Source organism: Methylobacterium sp. WL64 (genome assembly GCF_008039945.1).
In the GTDB taxonomy this organism is placed as follows: Bacteria; Pseudomonadota; Alphaproteobacteria; order Rhizobiales; family Beijerinckiaceae; genus Methylobacterium.
Genome location: NZ_VRVA01000059.1, coordinates 20,775 through 34,508 on the forward strand (window position 1 = coordinate 20,775; position 13,734 = coordinate 34,508).

Annotated in this window: 13 protein-coding genes and 1 pseudogene; 6 read left to right on the plus strand and 8 right to left on the minus strand. The window is 66.3% G+C overall.

Annotated features, from left to right (window positions below):
- Window position 1: 1 nt before the first annotated feature.
- On the plus strand, window positions 2-430 hold the full coding sequence (locus FV242_RS20985) for an EamA family transporter (RefSeq protein WP_147940254.1): 429 nt from the start codon (window positions 2-4) through the stop codon (window positions 428-430).
- A gap of 246 nt (window positions 431-676) precedes the next feature.
- On the opposite strand, the pseudogene FV242_RS20990 reads toward FV242_RS20985, so the two are convergent.
- Window positions 677-982, minus strand: a pseudogene (locus tag FV242_RS20990) (transposase); the annotation flags it as partial.
- A gap of 243 nt (window positions 983-1,225) precedes the next feature.
- On the opposite strand from FV242_RS20990, the gene FV242_RS20995 reads away from it, so the two are divergent.
- From FV242_RS20995 to FV242_RS21010, 4 genes are all read left to right on the plus strand, one after another.
- Complete coding sequence (locus FV242_RS20995) at window positions 1,226-2,416, plus strand: NAD(P)/FAD-dependent oxidoreductase (RefSeq protein ID WP_147940255.1); 1,191 nt, start codon at window positions 1,226-1,228, stop codon at window positions 2,414-2,416.
- Window positions 2,413-2,901: a DUF3237 domain-containing protein gene (locus FV242_RS21000; RefSeq protein WP_147940256.1), complete on the plus strand. Its 489-nt coding sequence runs from the start codon at window positions 2,413-2,415 to the stop codon at window positions 2,899-2,901. Before FV242_RS20995 ends, FV242_RS21000 begins: the two co-directional genes overlap by 4 nt.
- 108 nt (window positions 2,902-3,009) lie before the next feature.
- Entirely contained in the window at window positions 3,010-3,636 is a 627-nt protein-coding gene (locus FV242_RS21005; protein ID WP_147940257.1) for a TetR/AcrR family transcriptional regulator, read from the plus strand.
- Window positions 3,633-4,508 (plus strand): NAD(P)H-binding protein, encoded by an 876-nt coding sequence (locus tag FV242_RS21010; RefSeq protein WP_147940258.1) that lies wholly within the window; start codon window positions 3,633-3,635, stop codon window positions 4,506-4,508. The genes FV242_RS21005 and FV242_RS21010 overlap by 4 nt, the downstream gene beginning before the upstream one ends.
- 192 nt (window positions 4,509-4,700) lie before the next feature.
- Here the strand turns inward: FV242_RS21010 and FV242_RS21015 are convergent, their stop codons facing one another.
- From FV242_RS21015 to FV242_RS21030, 4 genes are all read right to left on the minus strand, one after another.
- Complete coding sequence (locus FV242_RS21015; protein WP_147940259.1) at window positions 4,701-5,333, minus strand: tyrosine-type recombinase/integrase; 633 nt, start codon at window positions 5,331-5,333, stop codon at window positions 4,701-4,703.
- A 396-nt stretch (window positions 5,334-5,729) separates the two neighbouring features.
- Window positions 5,730-6,524 (minus strand): NAD(P)H-dependent oxidoreductase, encoded by a 795-nt coding sequence (locus FV242_RS21020; protein ID WP_147940260.1) that lies wholly within the window; start codon window positions 6,522-6,524, stop codon window positions 5,730-5,732.
- A 28-nt stretch (window positions 6,525-6,552) separates the two neighbouring features.
- A complete protein-coding gene (locus tag FV242_RS21025) occupies window positions 6,553-7,560 on the minus strand; it encodes an NAD(P)-dependent alcohol dehydrogenase (RefSeq protein ID WP_147940261.1) in 1,008 nt (335 codons plus the stop codon).
- Window positions 7,557-8,771 carry an MFS transporter gene (locus FV242_RS21030; protein WP_147940262.1) on the minus strand — a complete coding sequence of 405 codons (1,215 nt, stop codon included), beginning with the start codon at window positions 8,769-8,771 and terminating at the stop codon, window positions 7,557-7,559. Before FV242_RS21030 ends, FV242_RS21025 begins: the two co-directional genes overlap by 4 nt.
- 74 nt (window positions 8,772-8,845) lie before the next feature.
- On the opposite strand from FV242_RS21030, the gene FV242_RS21035 reads away from it, so the two are divergent.
- The gene (locus tag FV242_RS21035; RefSeq protein WP_246692796.1) at window positions 8,846-9,784 is read left to right on the plus strand and encodes a LysR family transcriptional regulator; all 939 of its coding nucleotides are present in this window, start codon (window positions 8,846-8,848) and stop codon (window positions 9,782-9,784) included.
- Window positions 9,785-10,216: 432 nt separating this feature from the next.
- On the opposite strand, the gene pdxA is transcribed toward FV242_RS21035, so the two are convergent.
- From pdxA to FV242_RS21050, 3 genes are read right to left on the minus strand one after another with little or no spacing between them, the layout of a single operon-like run.
- On the minus strand, window positions 10,217-11,218 hold the full coding sequence (gene pdxA / locus FV242_RS21040) for a 4-hydroxythreonine-4-phosphate dehydrogenase PdxA (protein WP_147940263.1): 1,002 nt from the start codon (window positions 11,216-11,218) through the stop codon (window positions 10,217-10,219).
- Entirely contained in the window at window positions 11,215-12,465 is a 1,251-nt protein-coding gene (locus FV242_RS21045) for a four-carbon acid sugar kinase family protein (RefSeq protein WP_147940264.1), read from the minus strand. Before FV242_RS21045 ends, pdxA begins: the two co-directional genes overlap by 4 nt.
- A 1-nt stretch (window position 12,466) precedes the next feature.
- Window positions 12,467-13,507: a 2-keto-3-deoxygluconate permease gene (locus FV242_RS21050; protein ID WP_147940265.1), complete on the minus strand. Its 1,041-nt coding sequence runs from the start codon at window positions 13,505-13,507 to the stop codon at window positions 12,467-12,469.
- Between the last annotated feature and the right edge of the window lie 227 nt (window positions 13,508-13,734).

The window sequence follows — 13,734 nt, forward strand, 5'->3', positions numbered from 1 at the left end:
AATGAATCACGTCGCATGGGCTCTCCTTGGCATGGCCGGCTACTCGGCGACAACCATGTTCGTGAAGCTGGCGACCCGGACAGGGACATTCGGAGCCTTCGCGGTTCTCTCGATCGCAACGTCGATCGTCGCTATCGCCGCTGCAGCGAACGCGTATCTTGGGGGAGCCTTCGCTGACAAATCCGCCGCCGATTTTCTAAGGCCGGGGGCCCTGTATGCGTATGCGGCGGGGATCGTGCTCACGGTGGCTGTTGGCTCCCTGTTCAAGGCCTTATCGCTGGGTCCGGCGAGCGTCGTCGTGCCGATCTACGGGATGTTCATCCTCGGCGGTGCATTTTTGGGGATCGCAGTGCTTGGAGAGCCTCTTACATCGCGCAAGATCCTGGGATTGCTGTTAGCTGCTGCTGGAGTTTACTTTGTGGCAGTTTGATCGGTTCGGCAACTTTGCTGTCGTCGTGCCCAGCATAGTTCGAGGAATTCAGCCAATTTAGCCTACCTAGCATTGACATAATCTGGAGGTTCCCCGGTGCTAGATGTCCAGTCTTATTGTGTGATGGCACAGCTGATCCGATATCAATGGCGCGCTATCGACCAAAATTGAGCAAGGGTCGCGACGTCAGAGGCATCCTTCGAGGTGATCTCACGCTTGAGTGGAAACGGCGGCGTCGATGATCGTCGCAGCCGTCTGATGAGCCCGCACGTTCGTGCCGTCGAGAAACACCATGCCGAGTTGCACCCCGCGGTCCTGAGCCAGGGCCGGCACGTGTTCCCAGACACCGGCTCGCGCCCAGCGGATGAAGATCTGCGCCGCGCGCCACCACGGCCCCAGCACCTGCGGGATGGCGCGCCACTTGGCTCCGTTCTCATGCCGCCACAGAATGGCTGAGAGGGTGCGCTGCAGATCCTGCGGCGGGGTCTTCGCCTTCGGCTGACGGGCCGCAATCAACGGCTTCAGAACCATCCACTGCGCGTCGCTCAGCATCGTCTCTGCTCAGGGCCGCCGAGCAAAACGCATGCGGGCTCATACGGTCCAGGCGACAACGGATCCTCGCTGCCTCACCGTCGATGCGAGCCGGACACGGTTGGCGCGCGACGCAAAAATGATCCGCTTTCCCGGAACCGATACAGGTTTGTCCGCTTATGTGATACATAGGTGTACGGTTATGGGTGGTAGGGCAGCACATGAGGTGCCGGCAGTCCCATCGCGCCATTGTGGAGTGACGTCATGAAGGACATGCAGGAACTTCGACGCGAAGGTTCAATCGCCATCGTCGGCGCCGGTCCGGGCGGGGCGATGCTCGCGCGCCTACTGCAGATGCGGGGCTTCAACGTCAGGGTATTCGAACGTGACGGCTCGCCGACGGCCCGGCCACAGGGCGGCAGCCTCGACCTGCGTACCGACTCCGGCCAGCGTGCCATCGATGCCGCGGAGCTGACCGAGCCGTTTGCTCGCTCCTCACGTGAGGAGGCGAAGGCGTTCCGGATGGTCGATGCAGAGGGCGACGAGCTCCCCGGCATGGGCGAGGACACCCACCAGGATGCCGGTCCCGAGATCGACCGCGGTGATCTGCGCCAGCTGCTGCTCGACTCACTCGCACCCAACACCGTTGCCTGGAACCATATGGTCGAGGACGTCACGCCAGACGTCGACGGTCAGTGGAGAGTCGCGTTCAAAGACAAGGCGCCGATCGTCGCCGATCTCGTCGTGGGTGCCGACGGTGTCGGCTCGAAGGTTCGACGCCGTCTCACCACGGAGGTGCCCCGGTACACCGGCATCACGATGCTCGCCGCCAACATTCGCCGCGACCTGTGGCGGGGCTCGAAGATCGACGAGACCCTCGGCGAAGGCTCCGTGATGTTCGCCGCGGGTGAGAAGACCATCTTCGTGCAGCGCTGCTCCCACGACCTCATCCTTCTGTACTACTCGCTCGCCGTGCCGGAAGGATGGCCGAAGTCCGAAAGCTTCGATCTGAGCGACACATCGGCCGTATTGGGCAAGGTGCGCACCGCATATGCGGATTGGTCGCCCGACGTGCTCGCCATGCTGACTGAGGTCGAGGACACGTTCCAACCCTGGCCGACCTCGGTGATGCCGCCAGCTCATCGATGGGCGACGCAGCCCGGGCTCACGATGCTGGGCGACGCTTCCCACGTCATGCCACCCTTTACCGGCAAGGGCGTGAACCTTGCGCTGCTCGACGCGCTGGAACTCGCCGACGGTCTGAGCGGCGATGCTTCTTCGGATGTCGCGACCGTGATCGAGGCTTTCGAGACGCGGATGCAGGCTCGGACGCGCGACGAGATCCGTGCCTGTCTCGACGTCGGCCGGCAGATGTACGGCATTGAGATGGACTTCTCAGATCCGACGCAGGATCAAGCCCGCGCGCCGGCGAACGCGCGCGTGGTGCAACGATGACCGGCCTGTCCGCACGAACGGTCGGTCTGATCCACGCGTTCGATGCTCGCATCACCCTCTCGCCGCCACACGACGTCGGCGACGGGCCCTACGGCCGGCGGCAGTACATCGAGGTGACGTCGGTTGTGATCGACGGAGAACAGCTGTCGGGCAGGCTGATCGGCTCGGCCGGCGACTGGATGATCATGGGACCAGGCGTACACACGCGGATGGATGTCCGTCTGCAGATCCGGACCGACGACGGCGCGATCGTCCTCGCGCACTACTTCGGTCCGGCCGAGGCCAACGAACGAATGCGGTTGGCGATGGAGACCTCGACGCCGACGCTCTTCGCGGATCAGCGGATCCGAACCCATTGGCTCTTGGAAGCGGGCGACCCGCGGTATGACTGGGTGAACCGGAGCGTCTTCGTCGGCGAAGGCCGGTTCCACCCCGGCGAGGACGGCGCTGCCGGCTTCGAGCACCGCGTCTACCGCGTCGATTAATGCTCCCCGCAAGATGGGGACAGGCCTCCCGAACCATCGGTCGCATCGCGTAGGGTTCGGCGTTGCGCACGCTCATGTGCCGACCCATCGAAGGGAGCCGCGCCGGGAATGCGCAAGGATGCCGAACGGAACCGGGACAAGCTGATTACGGCCGCGAGCGAGATCATGCGCACCGAAGGCGGGGACGTCCCGATGGAGATGTTCGCCGAGCGGGCGAACCTCACACGGGCGACCCTTTACCGGAATTTCCCGCATCGCCAGGCGATGTACGAGGCCGTGCTCGAGCGCGACCTCGACGCACTTCGACATCGCATCGCGGGGCACAGTGCGGGCGATCCCTTGGCCTTCATCCGCTTCACGACCGAGCTCATGGCCGTCTACGACAAGTTCCTGGCTCGCCTCGTCGAGATGCCCGACTACGATGCCGACACGAACCAAGCGCGGATGCGCGACGTGCTCGCGGCCCCGCTTGCCGCCGCCCAAGCCGCGGGACTGCTGCGACCCGAGCTGACGGCCGAGGCGGTCCTGACCGCCTGCCGCATGCTCGCCTCGCTCTGGAAGCTCGACGACGAACCGGACTTCGATCGGTCCTACGAACGGCGCCTTGCGATCCTCCTAGACGGGATCGGGTCGCCTTCCCCGTTGAACCGAGAGGGGGCGCAGCCGAAGCGCCGGGCTGCCGCACGGTCTGGTGATCTGCGAACCAACCTCGAACGGACAGAGACATCGTCATGATCGTCGTCACCGGCGCCACGGGCCAACTCGGCCGCGCCATCGTCGAGCGGTTGCTCGATCGCGTTCCCGCCGACTGGATCGGTGCCAGTGTCCGCGATCCCGGCAAGGCTGAGGACTTAGCCAACCGTGGGGTACGGGTGCGGCATGGGGATTTCGCCGACCCGAGCAGCCTCGAGACGGCGTTCGAAGGGGCCAGCCAAGTGCTGATCGTGTCCTCCAACGCACGGGCGTCGGGTGGCGATACCCTGGCTCAGCACCACGCCGCGATCGCGGCGGCCAAAGCCGCCGGCGCCGGGCGGATCGTCTACACCAGCCATATGGGGGCGAGCGCAACGTCGGCGTTCCCACCCATGCACGATCACGCTGCGACCGAGGCGATGCTGGCCCAGGTCGGCATCGCCTGGACGAGCCTGCGAAACGGTTTCTACGCATCCACCGTGCCGATGCTGATTGGCGATGCCGTGACCTCCGGCGTATTGGCGGCACCCGCAGACGGCACCGTGTCTTGGACGACCCACGCCGATCTCGCCGAAGCCGCCGCCCTCGTTCTCACGGGCCAGGTTCGCTTCGATGGGCCGACCCCGCCCCTGACCGCTAGCGAGGCACTCGATCTTGCCGACGTCGCAGGGATCCTCTCCGACCTGTTGGGTCGAACCATCGCGCGCCGGCTGACCTCGGATGCGGAGCAGGAAACGCAACTTGCCGCACGCGGTCTGCCATCGGGCGCAATCAACATCGCCCTGGGCCTGTTCCGAGCGAGCCGCGCGAACGAGTTCGCGATCGTCGACCCAACGCTGACGAAGCTCCTCGGACGCGCACCAACATCGCTCCGCGGCGTACTGGCTGTGAACGGCTTGCCCTCAGTGAAATAGCGCCTCCCCACGGATCTGGCCGTGGATGATGACACCCCCGACATTGCTAGGGACACCAAGGGTGTGGAACGCCATGCCTGCCGAGCGTCCGCTAACGGGAAGCTGGCGCTGCAGCCCAGATGGCCGGAAAGGGCGCAGTTCGGCCGGACTGCTTGAAAGGCTCCTCGACGTTGCCGTCGGGGAGCCCGCAATTCAGATCTCCGTGCCTTCGGCCAGCGCGAGCGCATCTTCGACATCGACGCCGAGGTAGCGCGCCGTGCTCTCGATCTTCGTGTGCCCGAGTAAGATCTGTACGGCGCGCAGGTTGCCGGTCCGCTTGTAGATCAACGACGCGTTCGTCCGGCGCAACGAGTGCGTGCCGTAGTCCTCCCGACGCAGCCCGATGCCCGTCACCCATTCGTCCACGAGGCGGGCGTACTGTCGGGTGCTGATGTGCTTCGCGTGATCGGTTCGGCTCGGAAAGGCGTAGTCGTCGAGCGCACCACCCCGGCTTTCCAGCCACGCCAGGATGCTGGTGCGAGCCGGTTCGAGCAGCTCGAACTGCACAGGCCGCCCGGTCTTCTGCTGGACGGTGATGGCCCGCGAGCGGACACGACCGCCGCTGACAAGGTCGCTGATCTTGAGCTTAACGATGTCGCAGCCGCGCAGCTTGCTGTCGATGGCAAGGTCGAACATGGCGCGGTCGCGCACGCGTCGCTCACCATCGAGCCAAAAGCGCACGGCCCAGACCTGCTGCGGTTTGAGGGCACGTTTGGCGCCAAGCTTCCGTCCGGCGTTCCACGGTCGGTGGTTCTTGAAGCCCGGGTCGTGTTCTGAATGTCCCATCGTCGTTCTCCCAGCCGGCCCATGCCGGCAGGAAGATGAAGTGAGCTAAGAGCGTGGCCGGTGCAGCGATTGGTCGAGAGTAGGGAATTGCTTCGGAGTGAACCTCGGAAGCGGACGAGCGGCATCCGACCCAACCCGGCGGTTCGGCAACATGCGTAAGCAGCCCGAAACCGGTCATTCGGTCCGATCCGCCTTTCCCGATTTCCCATGGCCACGAGGTGATTTTGGGAAAGGCAAATCGGGAACGGATTTTGGGAAATGGACAACTGTTCCTGCTGCCCTACCCCGCAGGAGTTCATAGCTTTCCCGTTCTACGTTCGTTTGCGGGAGTATGAAGAAGCATCGTTGATGCTCCGTCGATCGACCATGCAGTCAGGTTGGCAAGCTATAGCCGTATCAACCCACCCGCATCCGATCCACGTGCAAGGCGAAGCCGGATGCACCGGGATCGCCGAGTTCCGGGCGCAGCTCCAGGCTGGGAACTTGGTAGTCGCCGCCGTTCTGCATCCTGTATGGGATGGGCGCGGTGGTCTCGATGCTGCGCATCCGCTCCCTGAGTTGGTCCGCCATCTTCACGAACCCGGTCTCGTCTAGCCGGTCCACCCGGTAGGCTACAAAGGGCGGCAGGACGGTGTAGCCGGGATAGTAGAGGATGCCGTGGTTGATCGGGAACAGGATGTCCTCGATCGGACCGTTCACGCCGCGCGGGGCGTAGTGCGTCGCCCACCCGCCGACCGTGACGATCAGCATCGCGTGCTTGCCGGCCAGCGTACCTTCGCCGAAGCGGTCGCCCCAATGAGTGTCGCTCCGTTCGCCCACCCCGTAGGCAAAGCCGAAAGCGTAGACGCGATCCACCCAGCCCTTGAGGATGGCCGGCATCGCATACCACCACAGCGGAAACTGGAGGATCAGCGTGTCGGCCCAGAGCAGCTTCTCCTGCTCGGCCTTTACGTCCTCCGTCAGCGCCCCGGCGGTGAACGCCCGACCTGACGCTCCGGCCACCCGTAGCCGCTCGTCTTCCGCCATATCGGGGAAGTCCGCGCGGTCAACGCTCGCCTTCCATCCTTCAGCGTAGAGGTCGCTGACGCGGACCTCATGCCCCTGCGCTTCCAACTCGGCCAGGGCGACGTCGCGCAGCGCACCGTTCAGGGAGTGGCGTTCTGGGTGGGCGAAGACGAGAAGAACCTTCATGGTTCAATGCTCCTGCTAGATGCGTTGATCAGAACTCGACGACGATTTTGCCGAAGTGGCCGCCAGTCTCCTGGAGCCGGAAGGCATCGGCGAGTTCGGCGAGCGGGAAGGAGCGGTCGATCACCGGGTGTCCGTGGACGGCGTCGATGCCGCGGATTAGATCCACCTGATGCCGGCGACTGCCGACGATCAGCCCCTGGAGGCGTTGCTGCCGTGCCATCAGCATGGCTGTTGGGACGGCGCCCGCCCTCCCGGTCAGCACGCCGATCAGCGAGATATGGCCTCCTACGCGCGCGGCCTTGATCGACTGCGCTAGCGTGCCCGGGCCGCCTACCTCCACGACGTGATCCACGCCGGTCCCGCCCGTGAGCTCCCGCACCCGATCGCCCCAGTGCTCGTGCCGGCGGTAGTTGATGCCGTGCGCAGCACCCATCGCGCGAAGCCGCTCCAGCTTCTCATCGGAGGAGGAGGTCGCGATCACCGTGGCCCCCATGGCCCGGGCGATCTGCAGCGCGAAGATCGACACCCCGCCCGTGCCGAGCACCAGCACGCTGTCGCCGACCTTGAGGCCGCCGTTGACCACCAGGGCCCGCCACGCGGTCACCCCGGCCGTGGTCAGGGTCGCGGCCGCGGCGTGGCTCCAGCCGGTCGGCGTGTGCGTGAAGGAGGTGGCGGGCGCCACCACCACCTCCCGGGCGAAGCCGTCGATCCCGTCGCCCGGTGTGGTGGCGAAGTCGGCGAGGGTGGCTTCGCCGTCCAGCCAGGTCGGGAAGAAGGTCGACACGACATGGTCGCCAGGCCTGAACTCAGTGACTTCCGAGCCGACCGCCTCGACCACCCCGGCGCCGTCGGCCATGGGGATGCGGCCATCGGCGGCCGGCAGCCGTCCCGTCACCACGCCCAGGTCGTGGAAGTTCAGGGAGGTGGCATGCACCCGCACGCGGATAGCGCTCGGTCCGGGATCGCCGGGGTCGGCAAGGTCCACCAACGTCAGGCCGTCGAGCCCTTGCTGCGGATGAGCCTGGATAGCCTTCACGCGGGTGCTCCCCGGCTGCGCGAGGGCAGCCATTGCAGGACGGTCGCGATCGCCGAGACGACCAGGACGGCGCCGAGATAAGCCTGGGTCGTGCCCAGGAAGCCGGTCAGCGGAACGGCGAAGCCGGCGGCGATGGGCGGGACGCTCAGGGACAGGTAGGTGATCAGGAAGATCGCCGCGAAAAGTTCCGCACGTTCGTGAAGCGGGGTGAGCGGCACGAGCGACTGGATGAGGCCGCTGAACGATGCGCCCAGCCCGGCGCCGGCGAGCGCGCCTCCGACGAAGAATAGCGCCAGTGCCCCGGTGCCGATCGACGTGAGCAGGAGGCCGACCCCGGCCGTCACCGCCGCCATGCCCACTACCGCCATGCGCCCAGGCGGTAGCCCGCGCAGCATCAGCGGGGACACGGTACCGGCGCCACACAGCACGGCGACGGTGGCGCCGTTCAGCAATCCGCTGCTGATGCCGAAGACGGTGCGCAGCAGCGACGGCCCGAGCGCGATGATGAAGCCGCACAGCGCCCAAATGGCCAGGAGCAACGGTAGCCCACGCCTGAAATCGTCACGTGCCGACTGGGCGACATGCACGCTCGGCACCATGGACCGAAGCAGGCCGGGCACCGGGCTTGCCGTCTCGGGGATGAGCACCACGGTCGCCGCACCCAGGCAGAACAGCCCCCCGAGCAACCCAAATGCCCAGACCTCCGCCTTGTCCGTGATCCCGAGCAGGGCTCCGGTGATGAAGGCGCCCGTCGCCAAGCCTGCGAGCGGCGAGATGCTGGTGAGCAGGCTGCCGAGCGCCTTTCGGGCCGGCGACGCCGCCTCGATCACCGCGGCGGACAGGGCGCCGTTGACCACGCCCATGGACAGGCCCTGGACGATTCGGGCGGCGAGCAGTCCGCCAATGCCGTCCGCCGTCAGGAACAGCGCCATGGACGCGACCTGGATCGCCAGCGCCGCGACGATCACCGGCTTGCGTCCCAGATGGTCGGACAGCGAGCCGGCCACGAGCAAGGTCACGAGAAGCACCAGGGAGTAGATGCTGAAAGCGACCGTCAGCATGCCCGGCGAGAAGCCCCAACGTCCTTGGAACACGACGAACAAGGGCGAGGGCACGCTGGCCGACACGAAGAACAGGAACAGGATGGCCGCAAGCAGCGGGAACGCGATCGACGAAGGGCGATGCGGTTCGAGGACAGGGGCTTTCGGCAAACTGCTATCCGTGTTGTCGATGGTAGCTTCGGAAACCGAAGCCCGCTCGGCATATTGCGTGGTACGTCGCCGTGTTGAAATCGAAGCTCCTGCCTGTTGTTATCGAAGGCATGGATACCAGGAACCTCGATCTCGGCCTGCTCGTCACGCTCGAAGCCCTGCTGGCGGAAGGGAACGTCACGCGTGCCGCCCGGCGCCTGAACCTCAGCCAGCCCGCCTTGTCGGCCAGACTGGCGCGGCTTCGCGACGCTCTCGGCGATCCCCTCCTCATTCCGGCACAGCGCGGGATGGTCCTGACCCAGCGCGCAGTTGAGCTTCAGCAACCGTTGCATGAGGCACTGGAGCGTGTCCGAAAGGTTGTGGCAAATGGAGCACCGTCCGACCCGGCGACCATGCAGGCCACCCTGGTGATCGCCGCGAGCGACTACGTGCAGTATGCGCTGCTCACCCGGTTCTCGGTCGCGCTCAGGACCGAGGCACCCAGGGTCCGCATCGCCTGGCGTGCCCTCGACGTGCTGGCGCTCGCCACACAGTTGGAGCGCGGCGAGGTCGACCTAGCCCTGGCATCTCCGGACCATGCACCGGCGGCCATGCGCCAGCGTCAGCTCTATTGTGAGGGTTACGCGGTGATCGCCCGAAAGGGACACCCGGCCGTGCAGGGTTATGTCAGCCTGGACGTGTTCTGTACTTTGGAGCACGTTGTGGTGTCTCCCCAGGGCGGCGGGTTCTCGGGACCTGCCGATGCGGCACTAGAGGCTGTCGGCCGCCGCCGCACCGTAGCCCTGTCCACGTCGGGCTTCCTGATCGTGCCGGAGGTCGTATCGCGGTCCGACATGATCGCGCTGATTCCTCGGCGTGTTGCCGATGGCTGGTCGGATCGCCTGCAGGTGCTGGAACTGCCACTCACCATCCCTGGCTTTACCATCGCGAGTGTCTGGCATGACCGGACGACTAACCATCCGGCACAACGCTGGCTGCGTGAACGGCTGACGATGTTGGCCGCCGAGGGATAAGCACCGACCGCACTGCTGTGTGAGGCCATTCACCGGCTTTCTCGAAACACCACCGTTCTTTGGGAAAGCGACTTCGACCATCACAGGCAGCTATCGACATATCCTGCGCTTAAAGCGGTCGGACCGTTTTCCACCCGATCGAGACGTTCAAAGGCCCGCCGGACGTAAAAGCAGGATCTGGCTGAAAGCAAGACGGTTTCGCGAGGGCGCAATCCGCTTCACCAAATGCTGAGACCAAACATTGAGCTGATAGGTTCGTCATGAGGGCGAACAGGCGCAGGGCGCCAATAACCAGCGACCAGCACGCCCGTACGATGCTTCGCTTACAGCGTGAGCTGTGGCTTGATGTCAAAGCGAAGGCTTGAAGGCGCACTCGTTCCAGGTCTCTGTACGGACCTGGCCAACCGCGACGCGATGGTGCTCTCGTCGGCGTCAGGAAGCATTTGGCCTCGGCGCGAGATCGACGGCCTGACGCAGAGCCTCCACCAGGCTTCGCTCGTCCGCGACGCCGGTCCCAGCTATGTCGAAGGCAGTGCCGTGATCGACGGAAGTGCGGATCACGGGAAGCCCGACCGTGATGTTGACGCCCGCCTCCAATCCCAGGACCTTGATCGGCCCGTGACCCTGATCGTGGTACATGGCGACTACCATGTCGTAGTCGCCGCGCCCCGCGAGGAAGAACAGCGTGTCGGCGGGGAGCGGGCCGCGCACGTCCCAGCCGCGTGCCTGGCACGCCTCGATCGCCGGGGCGATCTTCTCGGCTTCCTCGCCGCGTCCGAACAGGCCGTTCTCGCCCGCGTGCGGGTTGATCGCGCACACGCCGATCTTCGGGTTCGCGATCCCGGCCTTCACCAGCACGCCATGGCCTCGTGCGATCACCCGCTCCACCAGCCCAGGCTCGATCCGCGTGATGGCATCAATCAGGCCGATATGGGTCGTGACGTGGATCACCCGGAGCTTCGGCGAGACCAGCATCATCGACACCTCCGGCGTCCCCGTGAGGTGAGCGAGGAGCTCCGTGTGGCCGGGGAACTTGTGGCCGGCGGCGTGCAGTGCCTCCTTGGACAGCGGCGCCGTGCAGATGCCCTGCGCCTGTCCCGCCTGAACGACCTCGACGGCCCGCTCGATGAAGCGGTAGGCGGCCTCGCCCCCCACCGGGGACACGCGGCCGAAGGGCAGGTCCGAGGGCACGATCTTGAGGTCGACGCACTGCACGGCCATGCCGGCGAAGTTCGCCGTGTCGGCGTCGTCGAGAGCGTCGACCTCCATCTGCGAACCGACGATGTCGCCCGCCTGCCGAAGACGCCCCGCGTCGCCGATCACCAGGGGGTTGCACAGGGCCAGCACATCCTGCTGGCCGAGCGCCTTCATGATTATTTCGGGCCCGATGCCGGCCGGATCGCCCATGGTGATCGCGATGGTTGGACGTGTCATGCGAAGCTTCCTGTTTTGCGGACGGCGCGCAGGCGCTCGGTGATGCGGATGAGAGTGTCCGCGTCCCCGAAGGCACCCGCCTTCGTGGCGATGGGGATCGAGAGTTGCCCCAGGGTGAGGCCGAGCGACACGCCCGGCTCGATCTCGTCGACGAGGCGGATGCCGCCGACGCCGCAACACGCGAGGAGCGCTGCGGCGGTCTCACCCCCGGTTACCGCGAGGGCGCCGATCTGCGGGGCGACCGGAGCGAGGGCATCGGCGAGGCCGCGCACGAGGCGCGGGCCGAGGATCGTATCGAGCGTGCCGTCGATTGCGATCTCGACCAGCACGTCACCGCCGGCAGTAGTCACCTGCGCAACGCGCGCGGCGAGGGCCGTGCGGCCAGTCGGATCATGGAGGAGCGTTTCGGGTGAGGCTGGGAGGTAAGCGACGTCCTTCAGAGCAGCAAGCTTGCAAGCAGCCACGCGCGAGGCGGTGGCGAGGGACCCAACTACGATCAGGGTTCCGTGCTGGCCCGGTGCGGTTCGGATCGGCTCTCCGGTCGTTGGTATGTCCGCGGCGGCGAGCGCGTGGGCGAGGCCTGCGCTGCCGATGAAGAACGTCGCCGGCCTATTTGCTGGGGCGCCGGCCGCGATGCGGCCGAGATCGTCGTCCGTCTCGGCGTCGCAGATGGCCACACCGGTGCCGGCGGCGGCGATCCCTGCGAGCACGGCGGCTAGGGCGGGACCGCGCACCGTCTCGAGCGGGACCACCGCGCTCCTGATGCCGACGGAGCCTAGCATCTCGGCGAGGTCGGCGCTCGGGTAGGTGTGGTCGCGCCGCCAGACCTCCGCGTCCTCCAGCGGGCGTCCGTCGACGCGAATGCGCCCTGCCACAGTGGTCCGTCCGGTCGCGGGAAATGCCGGTGCGAGGATCCCGAAGGCGGACCCCGCCCGAGCCGTTTGGCACGCGATCGCGGCGACCGTCTCGGCCGCTGGCTGTCCCCTTAGCGTCGAGTCGATCTTCTTGAACAGGATCCGATCCGGCTCGAGCAGACGATCGAGGACCTCGGCGTGGCGTTGCGCGGCCGCCTCGGCAGGGAGGCCGCGGCTGTCGGCGTCGTAGGCGAGCACCGCCAGCCCCCCGGATGGGGTGGGCGCCTCCTCGCCCCAGGTCACCGCCGTGGCGTAGCCCCGACGCGCGAACGCAATGGCGCAATCGGCCGCGCCCGTGAGGTCGTCGGCAAGGACGAGCCAGCGCCCTGGCATCTCAGCGGATGCCGGCGGGCTGAGCGCGTGGTGCATCTGGGGAGACCGGCGTGTTCGAACTTGCCGTCTCGGACTCGGTTTCCGTCTCCGGGACGTCGCCGAAGGTTCTTGCGGTCCAGGCCGTCACGATCGGGACGAGGATCGCGGTTACCACAACGCAGGCTGCCACGAGGATGGTCGCGGGGCCCGCCGCGTCCGCGTAAGCCGGATTGGCCGAGGCGACGATGGCCGGCACGGCGGCGGCGTTCCCCGCGGTCGAGGCAGCGGCGACGCCAGCGACGCCCGTCCCGCCGGTCAAGCGATCGGCAAGGAACAGCGGGACGCCCGTGACGATCACGACCGCCACGCCCATCCCAAGACCGAGCAGGCCAGCCTGCCACACTTTCGACAGGTCAAGCCCGGCGCCGAGCGCAAAGGCGAAGAACGGGATCATGACCGGGATCGCGCGGCTAAGAAAGGCGCGCATCTCCCGATCGAGGTTGCCGATGATCATGCCGACGACGAGCGGTAGGATCGCGCCCACGAGCGTCTGCCAGGGAAAGGTCGAGAGCCCCGCGACGCCGAGCGTCACCATTGTGAGGAAGGGCCCGCTTTCCAGGGACATGACGGTGTAGGCTCCGACGTCCCGCGGCCGACCGTACTGGCCCATCAGCGCCATGTAGAGCCCGCCGTTGGTGTCGTTCATGCTGGCGACGACCGCGAGGGTGGAAAGGCCCGCGAACATGCCGGCGGCGATCGGCGCCTCGCCGAGCACCTGACCGAAGACGAACCCGAGGATCACGGCGATCCCGATCTTTACGATCAGCAGCGTGCCGCCCTTCTTCATGATGTAGGGGGTCGCCCGGAAATCGATGCTCGCGCCCATGCACACGTAGAACACGGCGAGGATCGTCAGTGCGCCCGAGAACAGCGCCCCCGTGAAGGAGCCGAAGAGTTTCGGCGTGCCCGGAAAGAAGGTTGCGATAAGGGCACCGGCCAGCAGCGGCACGACCATCATGCCGCCAGGTACGGCTTCGATGGCCCGCTTGATCGGGAGCTGCATGATCGTTTCCTCCGTGCGCGTGGCGCAGTTTTTCTTTGCCGACTCGTGGGAGCATCAGCGCCGACGGCGCATTCGACGCCATCGCTCCCGCGGGGAGGTTCTGCCTTGTATCTTTGAGTTGCCCGCTGGAGTGAAGCCAGTGAGGCTACAAGGTGAGGGTCAGCCCGTGTTTGCCTAGGGTTTTCTAAGCCCGCGACAGAGCAAGGTGCGGCCCTCACCGCCACAGT